General features: G+C 66.7%; 14 protein-coding genes. 8 read left to right on the top strand and 6 right to left on the bottom strand.

Translation table 11 applies throughout. The features are described 5' to 3' along the window. Positions 1-211 precede the first annotated feature (211 nt). The 3 genes from HRU76_12775 to gyrA all read right to left on the bottom strand — a co-directional run bounded on the left by HRU76_12775 (position 212) and on the right by gyrA (position 4000). Complete coding sequence (locus HRU76_12775; GenBank protein QOJ18407.1) at positions 212-697, bottom strand: biopolymer transporter ExbD; 486 nt, start codon at positions 695-697, stop codon at positions 212-214. Positions 698-843: 146 nt separating this feature from the next. Next, positions 844-1200, bottom strand: coding sequence for an STAS domain-containing protein (locus tag HRU76_12770; GenBank protein ID QOJ18406.1), 357 nt, complete (start codon positions 1198-1200; stop codon positions 844-846). A gap of 175 nt (positions 1201-1375) precedes the next feature. Further along, a complete protein-coding gene (gene gyrA / locus HRU76_12765; GenBank protein QOJ18405.1) occupies positions 1376-4000 on the bottom strand; it encodes a DNA gyrase subunit A in 2625 nt (874 codons plus the stop codon). 267 nt (positions 4001-4267) lie between these two features. Between gyrA and HRU76_12760 the strand changes: the two genes are divergently transcribed. From HRU76_12760 to HRU76_12750, 3 genes are all read left to right on the top strand, one after another. Continuing rightward, entirely contained in the window at positions 4268-5344 is a 1077-nt protein-coding gene (locus tag HRU76_12760; protein QOJ19190.1) for a zinc-binding dehydrogenase, read from the top strand. A gap of 82 nt (positions 5345-5426) precedes the next feature. Then, positions 5427-7229 (top strand): redoxin domain-containing protein, encoded by a 1803-nt coding sequence (locus tag HRU76_12755; GenBank protein QOJ18404.1) that lies wholly within the window; start codon positions 5427-5429, stop codon positions 7227-7229. A gap of 123 nt (positions 7230-7352) precedes the next feature. Beyond that, positions 7353-7964, top strand: a complete 612-nt coding sequence (locus tag HRU76_12750) for a hypothetical protein (GenBank protein ID QOJ18403.1) — start codon at positions 7353-7355, stop codon at positions 7962-7964. 113 nt (positions 7965-8077) lie between these two features. Here HRU76_12750 and HRU76_12745 read toward each other — a convergent pair whose 3' ends face one another. Then, positions 8078-9310: an MltA domain-containing protein gene (locus HRU76_12745; protein ID QOJ18402.1), complete on the bottom strand. Its 1233-nt coding sequence runs from the start codon at positions 9308-9310 to the stop codon at positions 8078-8080. Between the two features lie 137 nt (positions 9311-9447). On the opposite strand from HRU76_12745, the gene HRU76_12740 reads away from it, so the two are divergent. The 3 genes from HRU76_12740 to HRU76_12730 all read left to right on the top strand — a co-directional run bounded on the left by HRU76_12740 (position 9448) and on the right by HRU76_12730 (position 11633). Further along, positions 9448-10041 (top strand): SGNH/GDSL hydrolase family protein, encoded by a 594-nt coding sequence (locus tag HRU76_12740; GenBank protein QOJ18401.1) that lies wholly within the window; start codon positions 9448-9450, stop codon positions 10039-10041. A 232-nt stretch (positions 10042-10273) separates the two neighbouring features. After that, positions 10274-10567, top strand: coding sequence for a twin-arginine translocase TatA/TatE family subunit (locus HRU76_12735; GenBank protein ID QOJ18400.1), 294 nt, complete (start codon positions 10274-10276; stop codon positions 10565-10567). 148 nt (positions 10568-10715) lie between these two features. Beyond that, positions 10716-11633, top strand: coding sequence for a sugar phosphate isomerase/epimerase (locus HRU76_12730; GenBank protein ID QOJ18399.1), 918 nt, complete (start codon positions 10716-10718; stop codon positions 11631-11633). 22 nt (positions 11634-11655) lie between these two features. On the opposite strand, the gene HRU76_12725 is transcribed toward HRU76_12730, so the two are convergent. Beyond that, the gene (locus HRU76_12725; GenBank protein ID QOJ18398.1) at positions 11656-12546 is read right to left on the bottom strand and encodes a menaquinone biosynthesis protein; all 891 of its coding nucleotides are present in this window, start codon (positions 12544-12546) and stop codon (positions 11656-11658) included. 226 nt (positions 12547-12772) lie between these two features. Next, the gene (gene alr / locus HRU76_12720) at positions 12773-14095 is read right to left on the bottom strand and encodes an alanine racemase (protein ID QOJ18397.1); all 1323 of its coding nucleotides are present in this window, start codon (positions 14093-14095) and stop codon (positions 12773-12775) included. Between the two features lie 236 nt (positions 14096-14331). On the opposite strand from alr, the gene HRU76_12715 reads away from it, so the two are divergent. Both HRU76_12715 and HRU76_12710 read left to right on the top strand, forming a co-directional pair. Beyond that, positions 14332-15675 carry a DEAD/DEAH box helicase gene (locus tag HRU76_12715; protein QOJ18396.1) on the top strand — a complete coding sequence of 448 codons (1344 nt, stop codon included), beginning with the start codon at positions 14332-14334 and terminating at the stop codon, positions 15673-15675. A gap of 37 nt (positions 15676-15712) precedes the next feature. Next, positions 15713-16702 carry a pseudouridine-5'-phosphate glycosidase gene (locus tag HRU76_12710; protein ID QOJ19189.1) on the top strand — a complete coding sequence of 330 codons (990 nt, stop codon included), beginning with the start codon at positions 15713-15715 and terminating at the stop codon, positions 16700-16702. The last annotated feature ends 8 nt before the right edge of the window (positions 16703-16710 follow it).

Here is a 16710-nt window from a genome sequence, read left to right as displayed (position 1 = left end):
CGACAGAACCCACTTTTTGAACATCCGGCGAGGGTCAGGGATCACACGGCGCAAGAATCGACGGGCTGTTATGGGAAGCCGCGTCGTGAATCAGCATGGTTATCGGCGACGGCTGAACCGGCCCGGAAGCCATACCGGACATGACCACCGGCCCAGCTTGAGCGTGCACCGCTGAAGGCGCGACGAAGCGCGCACAACCCGATCTGACCGTTCAATCGCCGGGCGATACGTCCGTCGGTCTCCCCACCAGCCGGATGTTGAGTCCCGACCGCGCCAGCCGGGCGTACAGGTCGATGAACATGGGGAGCCGATCGATCGTCGCCTCACCAGCGCCGCCGACGGATGCGGGATCGCCGGATGCGGGGGTTTCCTCCGTGGCGATATACACGATCGTGTCCTGCCTGTCCCCGACCGCCGCTTGCACGGCTGTGAGCAGACCATCCAACGTGGTGGGGGCACGGTCCACGGCGATGCGCCCGTCACGCGTGATGCTTACCGTCACGGCGGGCGCCGCCTCGCCGCGCGTACCGCTGGTGAGGGGCTGCAGACGCATCGGCAGCACCCTGGCGGGGATCATCAGCACCATCGCGTAGATGAAGAATGTGAGCACCAGAAAGATCACGTCGATGAGCGGCACCACCTCGATGCGGACATCCTCGTTGGGGCGGCGGAGGCGGATGGGGAGCGGCGTCGTCATGGTGATCGGGTGACTTGGGAAAGCGGTGATCGGGCAATGTGGCGGAGCGGAGGGTCCGGGGCGTCGGGACGTGCGGCCTGACCCGATGGCCCGTGCGCCACGCCGGGTGCCTGATGCCTGGCGCCCAATGTCTCACGCCTTCCCGCTCACTCTTCCCCCACTTCCTCCTCGATCTGCAGCGATGCGAGCGACGTGGCCACGTCGTCAACGAAGTCGAAGACCTTGTCCAGTCCCGTGATCAGCAGCATCGACCACACCGGGTCACGGGCGGAGCAGATGCGAAGACGCCGGTTGGCGTTGAGCAGCACTTGCCGCAGTCGCAGCAACTGGGCGATGTTGGAGGAATTGAGGAAGGTGACGTCCTTCAGGTCCACGATCACGTCGGGGGGAGTCGAACCGCGACTCTCCAGCCGCTTCATGAGGACGTTGAACTCCTCCGAGAAACTCGGCTCATCGCTCAGTTCGGCGATCAGGATGTCATCGGACCATTCATTGATCGGCATTGCAACGCTCCAACCCGCCCGTGCCCCATCAGTGTATCAGAATCACAGGATGACCGGGATAGGGTTCAACCCGCAGGTCGGTTGAAGTGCTGAGTCGATTCCGGGACCGCCTGCAGGGCTTCAGCGCCGCGTGGGGGATCTGATGAGAGCCAGTCGCCTGCACCAGCACCGTCCATCACCCCTCGGCCTCCGAATCCGACTCGGCCACGCGGGCGGTGGCGACAACGCGGTCGCCTTCCTTCAGATTGACCACGCGCACGCCCTGGGTGTTGCGCCCGATGCGGGAAACGTCTGACGCGGGAATGCGGACCATCATGCCGCCCTCGGAGATGACCATGATGCTGTCGCCCTCGCGCACGCAGCGGATGGAGACGACGCGTCCGTTGCGCTCGTTGGCGCGGATGTCGATGCGTCCCTTGCCGCCCCGGCTCTGGGGCCTGGTGGAGCCGTCCTCGGACTGCACGAGGTACTCCGTCATGGCGGTGCGCTTGCCATAGCCGTTCTCGGTGACGGTGAGCAGATCCGTCCCGTCGATGGCGGGCACCAGCCCCACCACCGTATCGCCCTCGGCAAGGTCAATGCCCCACACGCCCGCGGCGGCGCGGCCCATGACGCGAACATCGTTTTCATCGAAGCGGATGGCCATGCCCTGCGCGGTGGCCAGCAGCACGTGATCGGAGCCGCTGGTGTGGATCACGTCCACGAGGTGATCGCCCTCGTTGAGATTCAGCGCGATGATGCCCGAGCGGTTGACGTTGCGGTAGTCCGCCAGGGCGGTGCGCTTGACGCGCCCCATCGCGGTGGCGAAGAACAGGAAGTCCTCGCGCTTCTCGAAGTCGCGAATGGGCAGGAAGGCGCAGACCTTCTCCTCCGGGCGCAGGTCGAGCAGGTTGATGATGGCCCGTCCCCGGCTGGTGCGCGATCCCTCGGGGATCTGGTACACCTTCATGCGGAAGACCCGGCCCGTGGTGGTGAAGCACAGCAGGTCGTCGTGGGTGGAGGAGACGAAGAGGTGCTCGATGAAGTCGCCGTCGCGGGCGTCCGACGCCTTCACCCCCCGCCCGCCGCGTCCCTGCTCGCGGTAGGTGTCGGTGGGCAGCCGCTTCACGTAGCCCTCGTGGGAGATCGTCACCACGACTTCGTGGGGGGTGATGAGGTCGCCCACGTCGAAATCCTCGACGTCCGCGTCCTCGATATGAGTCTGCCGGGGTGTGGCGTACTTCGCCTTCAGGTCGATGGCGTCCTGACGGATGATGTTCCGCACCAGGCGCTCGTCGGCGAGAATGCGCTCGTAGCCGTCAATTTCCTCGAGCAGGTTGGCGTATTCGCCGGTAAGTTTGTCGATCTCCAGGCCGACCAGTTGAATGAGTCGCAGCGCGCCGATGGCCTCCGCCTGCACGCGGGTCAGCAGTGCTCCCTCGCCACGGGCCGCGGCCTCGATCAGCCGGACGGGAATCTTGGGCGCGTAGGCGTGATCGGATGCGATGCGGAAGCGGCGGGCCGCCAGTTTGTCGATCGCCTCCTCGCGCGTCTGGCTGGAGCGAATGATGGCGATCACTTCGTCAATGTCGCAGACCGCGTAGATCAGTCCCTCCAGCACGTGAGCCCGCTTCTTGGCCTGCTGCAGCAGGTGGCGGGTGCGCCGGGTGATGACCTCGGCGCGGTGGCGGATGTACTCGTCGAGCATCTGCCGGAGCGAGAGCGTGCGCGGCTGGTGATCGACGATGGCGATGTTGATGATCGAGAACGTGGATTGCAGCGGCGTGTGTTCGTACAGCTGCTTCTCCACCACCTCGGGCGAGGCCCCGCGCTTGAGTTCCACCACGATGCGGGTGCGGTGCTTGCGGCCGGATTCGTCGCGGATGTTGGATACATCGGCGATCCGGCCTTCCTTGACCACCTCGGTGGCCTTCTCCATCAGGGTGCCCTGCACCACCTGATAGGGAATCTCGTCGATGACGATCTGCTCACGCCCGCCGTTGCTTTCGACATGGACGCGCCCGCGCACGGTGATGCGGCCTCGTCCGTGCGAGTACGCCTCCATGATCCCCCGTCGTCCCATGATCACGCCCCCGGTCGGGAAGTCCGGCCCGGGCACGATCGACAGCAGGTCGAGCAGGGAGATGTCGGGCCTGTCGATCACCGCCACGATGGCGTCGCAGATCTCCCCCAGATTGTGCGGCGGGATGGACGAGGCCATGCCCACCGCGATGCCGCTGGACCCGTTGACCAGCAGGTTGGGGAATCGCGCGGGAAGCACCAGCGGCTCCTGCAGCCGCTCGTCGTAGTTGGGCTGGAAGTCCACCGTGTCGAGGTTGAGATCCTGCAGCAGCTCCACCGCGGCGGCGGTCATGCGCGCCTCGGTGTAGCGCATGTGGGCGGGCGGGTCGCCGCCGATCGAGCCGAAGTTGCCCTGGGGGTCGATGAGGGGGTGGCGCATCTTCCACTCCTGGGCCATGTTGACCAGGGTGGGGTAGATGACGCCCTCGCCGTGCGGGTGGTAGTTGCCGGACGTGTCGCCGCAGATCTTGGCGCACTTGATGTGCTTGCGCCCCGGGCCGAGATTCAGATCGTTCATCGCCACCAGGATGCGGCGCTGGCTGGGCTTGAGCCCGTCGCGCACATCCGGCAGGGCGCGATCCATGATGGTGGACATCGCGTAGGTGAGGTAGCTGTCATGCAGCTCGCGCTCGATCTCGCGATCCACCACGTGGCCGATGAAACCGCCGCCACCGGAGCCGCCGGGCGTCCCGGACGAGGGGTCATCGGGGTTCGAATAGTCGTTGGTCTGGTCAGCCATAAGGGGCGTCGGAAGGGTGCGTCAAGGCACGCTGACAGGGGCCATTCTGGCGATGATTCGGGGCCGAATGCGCGGCTCCGAATTGGACGACGATGGTAGGCGCGCCGATGCTTTTTTTCACCGCACCAGCACGGTTTCCGGGGGGTTTGATTGGATGCATCTGCCGCGCCAGATCGACCGACCAGCGGATGATCGGGGCCTATTGTCCCGCCCCAACGCCCGCACCCTCACGAGGAGCAGTCCGTGCCAACGGTTCGAGCCGCCATCATGCCCGGTCCCGGTCGGCCGGTGGAAGTCCGCGAGTATCCCGAGCCGCAACTTGAGACGGATTCCGCCATTCTCGAAGTGGAGCTCAGCGAGGTGTGCGGCACGGATGTTCACCTGCGCGACGGACGCCTGGCAGGCGTGCCCTATCCGATCGTGCCCGGTCACGTTTCGGTGGGGCGGCTCGGCAAGATTCGCGGCACGATTCGTGACATTTACGGCCGTGCGATGCGCGAAGGCGAAGCCGTCACCTTTCTGGATGTCCACAGAACCTGCTTCGCCTGCTGGCACTGTCTGGTCGCCAAGGCCAGCACGCGATGCCCCCACCGCAAGGTGTACGGCATCACCTACGGCGTCGAGCAGGACGGCCTGACCGGCGGCTGGTCACAGCAGTTGTACCTCAAGCCGGGAACGCGGGTCATTTCGCTGGAGGGCGTGGGCTACGACGCCTTCATGGCGGGCGGCTGCTCGCTGCCCACCGCCCTGCACGCCACGGACCGCGCCCAGATCATGCTTGGCGACACCGTACTGGTGCTGGGGAGCGGGCCGGTGGGACTGTCATGCGTGATCTTCGCCAGGATGGCCGGAGCACTCAAGGTGCTGTGCATCGGGGCGCCGACGGCCCGTCTTGAAACCGCCCGCAAGGTCGGCGCGGACGCGGTGTGCAACATCGAGGAGATGAGCGAACTTCAGCGGCTGGACTGGGTTCGCCAGCACACCCAGGGTCGCGGCGCGGACGTGACCATCGAGGCGGCGGGGCCGCCCGCGGCGGTAACGCAGGCGCTCAGGTTCACGCGCGACGCGGGACGGGTCGTCGTGGTGGGCCAGTACACCGATCATGGCGATGTGCCGCTCAACCCGCACCTGGACATCAACAGGAAGCATCTGGACATCCGCGGCTGCTGGGGATCGGACTTCTCCCACTTCTATCGCGGCGTGCAGATCATGGCCAACGCCGAGCGGGCGCACCCGTGGTCGCTGATCAAACTGGAACGCTACGGACTGGACCGCGCCAACGAGGCCCTGCACGCCGTTGAAACGGGGCGGGTGGTCAAGGCGCTCATTGACCCGAACCAGTGACGGGAGGTGCGTGAAACGCCCGCCGCACCGCGTCGAACCATCAGGAGACGCTTCACTTCCTCGCACCGATGGAACTGCATTCATGGCACGATCGTCGAGTCTTCTCATCCTGATCGGCGCGCTCGGCGCGACAACCGCCGCTGGACAGGACGGTCCCGGCGCGTACAAGGAAGCGCCCTCGATCGCGGTGGATCATCGACTGCACCGGGTTGGCGAACTGGCGCCCGATCTGCCGTTCACATCGATCGCGGGCGAGGCGACCTCTCTCGCCCGATACGCCGAAGGCCGGCCGCTGGTCATCGCCATCCGCGACGTGGGCTGCCCGCTTTCAAAAAAGTACGGCCCACGCCTGGCGGAGATCGAGCAGGCGCTCGGCGACAAGGACGTTCGGTTTCTCTACGTCAATCCCAGCGAAATCGACACCGTCGAACAGATGCGAGCGGAGAAGGCGGCGTACGGCTTCCAGGGCGCCTACGTGGCCGACCGTGAAGGAACCATCGCGCGCACGCTGGGATGCGACCGCACGACGGATGTGTTCCTGCTCGACGGATCGCGCACGCTGATGTACCGTGGCGCGATCGACGATCAGTACGGCATCGGCTTCCAGCACGAAGCGCCCCGGCACACCTATCTGCTCAGAGCGATCGACGCGGTGCTGGCCAATCGGACGCCGGACGTGCGCGCCACCACCGCACCCGGCTGCGCCGTCGATTGGTCGGGTCGTGACGTTCAGCCCGTGGAACCGGCCATCACCTACCACAGCCGCATCAGTCGGATCATGCAGCAGCACTGCCAGTCCTGCCACCGGGAGGACGGCGTGGCCCCCTTCGCACTGGAGACATACCAGCAGGTGCGCGCCCGTCGCGGGGCGATCCGCCAGTCGATCGAGACGGGCGTGATGCCGCCCTGGCATGCGGGGGAGGGGTCGCGGGCGTTCCTGAATGATCGTTCGCTATCTGCACGCGACCGGGACGCGCTCTTCCGCTGGATCGAGGATGGGTGCCTCGAAGGCGACCCGTCAGACGCCCCGCGTCCGCTGGTGTGGACGGAAGGGTGGGAGATCGGCGAGCCGCACGCGGTCGTGACCATTCCAGACCCCGTCAGCGTGCCCGCCCAGGGTGCGATGGGGTATCGCTACCAGTATGTGAAGACGGATTTCCCCGAGGATCGGTGGATCAGGGCGATGGAAATCCGCCCCACGCACCCGGAGGTGGTGCATCACGTGCTGGTGTTCATCGAGGAGCCGCCGCGCGAGGGCGAAACGCGGCGCGAGATTCAGGCCCGCTGGCAGGGCGGGCTGCAGGGTTACTTCGCCGGGCTGGTGCCGGGGCAGGCCACGACCATGTACCCCGAGGGCACCGCCAAGCGCCTGCCCGCGGGTGCGTGGCTGAAGTTCCAGCTGCACTACACACCCAACGGGCGAGCCGTTGAGGACCGAACCCAGATCGGCTTCATCTTCGCCGACACCGCGCCAGAGCGCGAGATGCACACCTCCGCCGCGATGACCACGCGGCTGGACATCCCGCCGGGCGCGTCGAACCACGAAGTGAAGGCCACGACCACGTTCAGCCGCCCGGCGGTGATCCAGTCCTTCGCGCCGCACATGCACGTGCGTGGCAAGGCATACCGCTACGAACTCACGTGGCCGGACGGCACGAGCGAAGTGGTGCTGGACATCCCCCGCTACGACTTCAACTGGCAGACGCGATACGTGCTGCGCGAGCCGATCCGCGTCCCAGCGGGCACGAAGCTGACCTGCACCGCCTGGTACGACAATAGTGACGGAAACCCCGCCAACCCGAATCCCAAGGCCCGTGTCCGCTTCGGGGAGCAGACCTGGGACGAAATGATGATCGGGTACTTCGAGTACTGGCGTGACGAGTGACGCCAGTTCCCTCCTTGCGAGAGGGGATGCGAGGTGCCGCACACTTCACGAGGGGCGATCCTCGGAGTTGGCTCTCTCCGATGCGGCGGTATCATCGTCCGGAACCTTGAGAAGGAGTCGTTCATGAAAGGTCTGTTCAACCGGGTGTTCAATCATCGCGCGCTGGGCTGGGCGGCAGTCGGCGCGGCGTGTCTTGCCGTGGCCACCGTCGCGTTCGTCGCGCTTCAGCCGACCGACGACACGAAGCGGTCGCTGGATGACGGCTTCCCCGACGGCGGCGGGTTGCCCTACTGGACCATGATCGGGGCGGCCGGCCTGCCCGACGAAGTGGACTTCAACATCGTCGTCTACACGGGCGCCATCGCCTCGATTGACCCCGCCGCCGGCGCCTCGTCCAACGTCGTGCTGCGGTATCCGGTCACGACCAACGCCAATCTCACGAGCAATGAGCCCGACCCATTCCTCTACGTGCGCTACCGCGACAACGGCGCCGGCGCCCGCGTGATCGCCTATCTGAAGGAGTTCGACCTGCTCACCGGCGCCACGGTGACGCGGATGACCTTCAACAGCGATCAGTACGCCGCCAACAACGGCTACCAGACGCGCTTCATCACACCGACCACGAACTTCAGTTTCGACTTCTCCCGAAAGGCATACTGGGTGGATGTGATCCTCACTCGCACCAACAGCTCGGGCAACCCGGCCGTCGCCATGGTGATGGTGGGCCGGTTCTGAGTCATCGGGCGGTGGTCTTCGCCGCTTCATGATGGACAGCAAAGAACACGGACCGGCGCCACGGCGCCGGTCCGTTCTGTTGCGCGACGATGCGACGTTCCAGGCCGGAGTGTTCACGGTCCGGCGAGCGATTCGCCGGGCTTGAGGAAGAAGTAGTACAGGCGCCCCTCGGCGTACTGCCCGCCCGCGAGGACTTCGGCGGTTTCGCCCGTGCCCATGAAGATGTCCGCCCGTCCCGGGGCCTGAATGGCGCCGCCCGTGTCCTGGTCCATCATGAACTGGAAGAATCGCCGCTTGGCCTGGCTGAGCGTGACCGCCTGCGTATCCACCAGCACCACCCCGCCTCGGGGATAAATCTTCTTGTCCGTGGCCAGGGTGGCCCGCTCGGTGACGCGCACACCCAGCGATCCCGCCGGCCAGTTGGAGTCCGGATACTCGGTGAAGAACACGTACGACTCATTCCGCTGAATCAGCGACTTCACCCTGGCCGGATCCTTGCGGAAGTACGCCTTGATGGCCGTCAGCGAGAGTTGATCCGGCGGGATCAGCCCCTCGTCCACCATCATCCGGCCCAGCCCGGTATAGGGTCGGTCGGTCTTCCCCGCGTAGCCCACGTACATGATGGAGCCGTCATCCAAGCGCAACTTGGCCGAGCCGTTCACCTGCACGATGTAGGCGTCCAGTTCATCCTTCAGCCAGACCAGCTCCGTCCCCGCCAGCATGCCGGATGATTCGATCTCCCGCCGGGTGGGATAGGGCGCGGTGGATCCGTCGGGCATGGAGCGCCCGCGCGGCTCGCCGGTCACGGGGTCCGTCGCCAGGTCGGCGGGACGCTTGTACAACGGGCATCGATACGTGGCGCTGGGCGTGCGGCTGGCGTCGAAGATCGGCGCGTAGTACCCGGTGTAGAGCACGATGCCCTCGCCGTTGTAGCCGACGCTTTCGTACACGTCGAAGCGGGCCCTGATTTCCGCCGCAAACTCGCGGCCGCCGCCCGCGCTCTCGTACGCCTGCCGGAAGGCGTGAACGCTGGCCCGGGCCTGTTCGTGGGTGATCGACCGGCCCGCTGTGCTGAAGGGGAAGAACTGGCGACTCGACGGGGCGTTGAACCAAGTGATGCTCTGATCGATGGCCTGCAGCATCAGGTCGGCTTCGTTGCGGCTGCGGTCATAGGCCCCGGCCAGATCGGGCATGCGGGCGGGGTCGGTGATGAGCCGCAGGGCCGATTCGCCAGGGCGCAGCTGGCGTGAGTAATCCGGCTTCGTGACTTCAGGCGTGTTCTGACACGCGGCCAGCAGGCCGGACGAGGCGAGCAACAGGGCATGGGCGATCCGACGGGCCGTCATGGGCGGCGTCTCCGGGCAGGGTGCGAAATGAACAGGCGTCGTCCGGCTGCATCGGACGACACTCTTTCGTCGGCGAAGCGGCCCATCTCGCGTGATTCATTCGCTATGATGCATGCTCTGGAATCACGGAGCCATCCATGCCGAACGCGCGCGTGCTGCTGCTGGGCGATTTCATCCGACTGTCCTACCAGCCCCTGCTGGCCTCGGAGCTGGCCAAGCACGGAGACGTGGAGGTGGATGTGCTCGGACCGGTCAGCAGCACCGGAAGCAGCGCGGATCTGGCGGAGACCATCGACCGCCTGCTCGACGAGTTCAAGCCGGACGTGGTTCATTTCAACGCCGGACTGGACGACGTGCGATGGTTCCGCGCCGAACAGCGCCATGCGGTGCCCATCGGCGAGTATGAACTGAACCTGCAGCGCGTCGTGGATGCGTGCAAGGGGCGTCTTGGAAATGACGTGATCTTCGCGCTGACCACGCCGGTCATCGATCGGCTGCAGTGCGACCAGCCGGGCACATCCTTCGACCGGTCCAACCGCGACATCGAGGAGTACAACATCGCCGCCACGCAGATCATGCTGGCCGATAATGTGCTCATCAATCACCTGGATCGGGCCATCGCGGAGCGGGACGATGAGTACCTGGCTCCGGACGGCGTCTCCCTGACCGAGGCCGGGCGGCACCGGGCCGCCGCCGCGGTCGCTTCCTGCATCACCACCATGCTGCGGTGAGCCGCAACCGATCCGGCGCGACCGGCAATACCGGATGTGGCCGGTCGTTCGTGTCCTGCAGCGCGAGCCGCGACCGCCAGGGAGCGGAGTGACCGACCCCAGAGGACCGCTCCCTGACGGTCGGGGCTCTCCTGGAGAACATCGCCATCGCGCCAAAGTGAGGCGCCCCTGCGCCCCGGTGCGATTTGGGACGTAGAATCTGATGTCGGTTTCGCCTTCTCAAGGATCAGTCATGTTCACCGAACCCGCCATTTCCACCATTCTCGCCTTCGGCCTGCCGGGCGGCAGTGAGTGGATCATCCTGCTGGTGCTGGGGCTGATCATCTTCGGTCGCCGCCTTCCGGAGGTCGGACGCAGTCTCGGCAAGAGCATCGTGGAGTTCAAGCGGGGCATCAAGGGCATCGAGGACGAGATCGAGACGGAGTCCTCCGCGCCCAAGTCCCCCCCCCGACAGATCGCGTCGGACGATCGCGCCCCCATGGGCGCCGCCAAGGTGGAGCGCACCACCGAGGCGTCACAGCATTGACAAGGTGTTGAAGCGTTCCGTTCTTCGGGAGATCCGTCGCCCCCACTACGTCTGGCGGCGCTGTCGTTGCACATTCGGCCCCACGGCGCAGATCGGCTACTGTCATGCGTGACACGGCCCGCCCGGATCGGGTCGAGGGGATGAACCCATGAACCGACGAACATTCCTGAAGACGAACACCCTGGCGCTGGCGGCGACCGGCGCGGCGACGCTGATCCCGGAGATGGCCGGATCGCTGACGGCGCGCAGGCGATCATCCCGGGCCATCAAGCTGGCCGTCAAGTTCGGAATGGTCGCCGGGCCGGGAAGCGTGCGAGAGAAGTTCTCGCTGCTGAAGGAGCTGGGGTACGACGGCGTCGAGCTCGACGCGCCATCCAACCTCGACAAGAACGAAGTGCGCGAGGCGATCGAATCGACTGGCCTGCCGGTGCATGGCGTGGTCGATTCCGTCCACTGGTCCAAGCCCTTCTCGCACCCTGATCCGGCGGTGCGTGCCGAGGGCGTCAAGGCGCTGGAGATCGCCCTTCAGGATTGCCGGGCCTACGGCGGCGACACGGTTCTCGTCGTTCCGGCGGTGGTGAACAAGCAGGTCTCCTACGCCGACGCCTACGAGCGGTCGCAGCGGGAGATCCGCCGGGTGCTGCCGCTGGCCAAGGAACTGGGGATCCGCATCGCCTTCGAGAACGTGTGGAACAAGTTCCTGCTCAGCCCGCTGGAGGCCGCTCGCTACGTGGACGAGTTCGAGCACCCGGACGTGGTGGGCTGGTACTTCGACGTGGGCAACATCGTCACCGACGGCTGGCCGGAGCACTGGGTGAGGATTCTCGGCAGACGCATCTTCAAGCTGGATATCAAGGAGTTCAGCCGCAAGAAGCGCGACGAGGAGGGGCTGTGGAAGGGGTTCAACGTCGAGATCGGCGAGGGCGACTGCGACTGGCCGGCAGTCACCGCCGCGCTGGACGAGATCGGCTACTCCGGCTGGGCCACCGCTGAAGTGGGCGGCGGGGGGCGAGAGCGGCTGGCGGACATCCTGTCGCGCATGCGGCGCGTGCTTCACGGCGCGTAGGTCGCTTCCGAGGAACAAACGATCAGCGGGCGTGACGGCTTCGACGCGCGAAATCAACGACCTCAACCCCGCGGAGGGCGTCGATGAAGTCATGCTCCTTCGCCTTGGCGAAGAACATTTCCATGCCGGCGCGACGCGGATCGGTCCACTCGTACGACAGGTACTCGCCCAGGTAGGTGCGAGCAAGGTCCACCGGCCAGCCGCGCGGTGCCGCGCGCGTCTGCACTAGCCACTCGAGCCGCAGGGTGTTGGCGCGTCGCTGACGGTCCAGGGCCATGGCCGCGGCGGCGTACCGCTCCACCGGCGTGTCGGCACGGGCCATCCAGGCGGCGAAGATGAAGGGCAGACCGGTGAGGTTGGCCCACGCTGCCCCGAGGTCGAGCTGGTGGGGGTAGCGCACCGCGGGCGGCGAATCCGTCACGACCTTGTCGCCGATCAGCAGCATCGCCTCGGGCCACTCGACCGGCCTGTTGCCCGCCACGTGCTCGCGGGCGTCGTAGTCGATGATGGCCGGATCAACGCCGTAGATTTCGCGCAGCAGGATGCGCATCAGCACGACCGAGGTGTGGCTGTCGGTGTCGCAGTACACGCGTGAGAGCGTGTGGATGGGCTTCGAGGCGTAGAGCCGCACCGTCAGCGTCGGGCCGTCGCAGCCGAGGATGCCGCAGGGCACAATCACCAGCGGCTCCGGTGATCGCTGGTAATCGATCGACGAACAGAGGGCCAGATCGACCTCGCGCGAAAGCAGCCGGTCAATCAACCCGCTGGGCACCGAGTGGCGCCACTCGACATTCGCCAGCACCTCAAGCCCGTCAATGAGCGGCAGCGTATTGACGAAGCTGACGACGCCGATGCGTGGGATGAGGTCTGTGGAGGCGGGATCACTCGCCGCGCCGAGGGTGTTGGAAACCATGAACGATGGTAGCGTGGATGAAGGCGTCGACCGCCAACCATCGGGACGCCTCGGCATCACGCCGGGCCGGGCGGGGACGTCCGCTCTCCCGAGCAGACCGCCAAAACGAGAGCCGCCGCAGGTCGGGACATCTCCAGATCCAGGCGGGTCGGCATACGCGGACCTGCGTAGAAGGGTGGCGAGAGTCCCGAACCCGCGGCGGCTCGCTCTCCCTTCTTCGACACGATCAGCCAACGGATTGAGCTGATTCCCGCGATTCCGCCGCCTGCTCCACGTGCAGCGCCGTCAAACCCGGCAACGCCGCTGGCTTGGGCTCGATCAGCGGTGGCCGGACGACGTGAACCCGCCGAATCCTCGGATTCAGGCGGCACAGCATGTCGTGGGCGATCAGCCCGGCCCGTCGGGCGATGGTCGGCAGGTGATTGGGCGCGTCCGGATCGGGTGAGATCAGTTCCACCGTCGTGCCCACGCCGACCTCCGGCAGATCGGTCACATCGATGGTGATCTGATCCATGCTAACGGCGCCGACGACCGGCGCCCAGCACCGCCGCAGCGTTGGCCCGGTTGCGACGAGAACGGCCACCATGCCGGGGGTTTCTCCATCGCGGCCCCCGCACGCGGTGGGATAGCCGTCCGCGTATCCAACCGGAACAAGCGCGAGGCGCGACGCTCGGGACGCTCGCCAGCGACCGCCGTACCCCACTGAGGCGCCCACCGGCACCTCGCGGAGATGCACGATGCGGGACGCCCAGGTGACGACCGGCTGGAGTTCGGCGGCCTCGGGCAGCACTTCGCCCGACTCGATCGTCTCCACCGCGTACCCCATCCATGCCAGCCCGATGCGCACCATGCCCGCGTGATAGCGCGGATGCCGGATGACTGCCCCCGTGCTGGCGGCGTGAATGATGCAGTCTGCCGGAATGCACGGCTCGTTGGCGCTCAGAAAATCGCTGAATTGCCGCATCTGCCGATCGGTGGATGGCTGGTCCGTCGTCGGGCTGGCGAAGTGCGTGAAGAGTCCGGCCAGGCGAAGCCAGCGGCTTCCCGCCACGCGCCGCAGGACACGGGCGGCTTCATCAAGCCCCATCCCTCCACGGGTCAGCCCCGTGTCGATCTCCAGGTGAACGGGCACCGTGGCGCCGAACCGCTCGGCGATGCGGGCCACCGCCTCCAGGTGCCGTTCGCCATGCACCGTCACATGAAGACGGCCTGAAACCATCGCCCGGTACAACTCGTCCGTGCGGTCCATCTCCCACACCGGCATGAGCACGAGCACGGGTACGGTGACGGCCCCGCGAACCAGGTCCGCCGCCTGCTCGGTGGAATAGACGGCGAGCAACGCCGCCCCACCCCCCCCGTTTCCGCCACCACCCGCATCCCCCACGCCCCCCGTTTCAAGGCGACGGATCAGTCGAGCGGCCCCCAGCCCGTAGGCGTCGGCCTTCACAATGCAGCAGATGGATACGTCCGGCCCCACCATGCGGCGAATCACCCGCATGTTGTGGTCAATCGCCGACAGGTCGATCTGGATGACGCTGGTTGCTCGCATGGCCGGCCGTGGCGCTTCCCCGGGAACGCGGCCCGGGGGTCGATCGGGCGCTTCCGCTGCGCACCGGTGGTATCGACCACGCCGTGATCCTATCATCAGATTCAATCGACGCTGCGGCGACCGCCCGACAGCCAGTCCACACCATCGCCCGCATCGGGCCATCGTGCGGGGAGTTCCGGGCGATCCGGACAGGGGCGGGTCAACACGCCGATCCTGGCGTCCGACAAAGCACACGCATGCAAGAACGCATTTTCTGCTCTGACGTCACCTTTGAATCCATCGGCCTGAAACCCGAGATCCTGCGCGGCCTGCACGAAAAGGGCTTCGAACGACCTACCGGCATCCAGGGGATGCTGATTCCCCCCGTGCTGGCCGGAAAGGACGTGCTGGGCCAGGCCAAGACGGGCACGGGCAAGACGGCGGCCTTCGGGCTGCCGCTCATCAATCAAGTCGATCCCGAGGGCGGTCTCCAGGCCATCATCCTCGTCCCCACGCGCGAACTGGCCCTTCAGGTCAGCCGCGAGCTGCGCGATTTCGCCCGACACACGCACGTGCGGGTGACGCCCATCTACGGCGGCGAACGACGCCACGCCCAGATCTCGCGCCTGCTCAAGAACCCCGCCATCATCGTGGGCACCCCAGGCCGCGTCATGGACCTGCACCAGTCCGGCGAACTGCCCTACGACAAGGTGCGCTTCGTCGTGCTGGACGAAGTGGACCGGATGCTTGACATCGGCTTCCGGGACGATATCCGCCGCATCCTCTCGCGCATCCCCACCCAGCGACAGACGATCTTCGTTTCGGCGACCATCTCGCCCGAGATCGAGTCGCTGGCCCGCAAGTTCATGCGCGACCCGGAGAAGCTGGTCAGCACCGACGGCTCGCTCACCGTGGCCCAGGTCGATCAGACGCACTTCATCGTGCAGCGGTGGGACAAACGGCGGCTGCTGCTCCACCTGCTCACGCACGAGGAGCCGGCGCTGACCGTGGTCTTCTGCGCCACCAAGCGCGAGGTCGACCGCGTCACCGCCTTCCTGACCAAGCACGGCATCGAGGCCCATTCCATCCACGGCGACATGTACCAGCGCAAACGCGACCAGGTGATGGAGAAACTGCGAGGCGGAAAACTCTCCGTCCTCATCGCCTCCGACGTCGCCTCGCGCGGACTGGACGTCTCCGGCATCTCCCACGTCATCAACTACGACATTCCCGTCGATCCCGAGGTCTACGTGCATCGCATCGGGCGCACCGCCCGGCTGGGACGCAACGGTGTGGCGTGGACATTCGTCACGCCGGAGGAGGGCGAACTGCTCACCTCGATCGAACTGCTCATCAATCGCGAGGTGCCCCGCAAGGACTATCCGGACTTCATTCCGGGCCCCATCCCCGCCGAGGTGCTCGCCGAGCGCGAGCGCGCCGAGGAAGTGGCCACCCGCGGCGCCATGCATCATTCGCGCCACCTTCCACTGCCCGTGACGCCCGAGGACGCTCAGGATCCCACGCGATTCCCCGGCGGCGTGGTGCCGGTCTCCCCGCCGCCGCGCCGTCTTGGCGGACGCATGCGCCTGAGGCGACGATGAAACGTGTTCACGCAACACGTTGAAGCCACGCACCACCATGATCGAACTGAGCACTGAAGTCGCGGCCGCGTTGACCGAAGGCCGCCCGGTGGTCGGCCTGGAGACGGCGGTGGTGACGCATGGGCTTCCGCGCACCCCGTGGCCGGCGACTCTACCCCTGCCCCACGACAGGTGGCGGCCGGGCGAGCCGATCAATGTCGAGGCGGCCCGCGCCATGTCGCGCGCGGTCCTCGCCGCGGGCGCCGCACCGGCTCTCACCGCCGTGCTTCGCGGTGCGCTCCGTGCGGGGCTGAGCGAGAGCGCGATCGCGGAACTGGCATGCGACCCCGCCGTGTTCAAGGCCTCGGCGCGTGATCTCGGCCCGCTGCTCGTCCGCGGCGCGTCCGCCGGAACCACTGTCGCGGGCGCGATCGCAACCTGTGCCGCCGTCACGCCCGTGCCCATCCGCGTCTTCGCCACGGGCGGCATCGGGGGCGTCCATCCGGGCTGGACAACACGCCCCGATGTCTCCGGCGACCTGATCGCCCTCGCTCAGACGCCGGTGTGCGTGGTGTGCGCCGGAGCCAAGTCGATCCTGGACGTGCCCGCGACGTTCGAGATTCTCGAATCGCTCGGCGTGCCCGTCATCGGCTGCGGCGTCTCACACTTCCCGCGCTTCGTCTGCCCGCCCGACCCCGCGCTGCCGCTCCCCCACCAACTGGATTCGCCCGATGAGATCGCCCGTGCCTGCCTGATGCACTGGGCGCTCGGGAATCCATCCGCCGTGCTGGTGGTGCAGCCAGTCGATCCCACGCTGGCCGTGCCGATCCAGGCCTACGAGGCGGCGGCGGCGCGGGCGGAGGCCGACGCCAGGCGTGCCGGCATCGAGGGAGCGGCGCGCACGCCCGCCCTGCTTGATCAGATTGCGCGACTCACCCACGGCGCTTCGCTTCGGGCCAATATCGGGCTGTTGCTCGCCAACGCATCCCTGGCCGGACGGATCGCAGCCGCCATGTCCGCCCAGGAGAGGGCACGGAAGACCACGTGATCTCTCAA

Source organism: Phycisphaeraceae bacterium, from assembly GCA_015709595.1.
Lineage (GTDB): Bacteria > Planctomycetota > Phycisphaerae > Phycisphaerales > SM1A02 > CAADGA01.
This window is presented reverse-complemented; position numbering and strand designations above follow the sequence as displayed.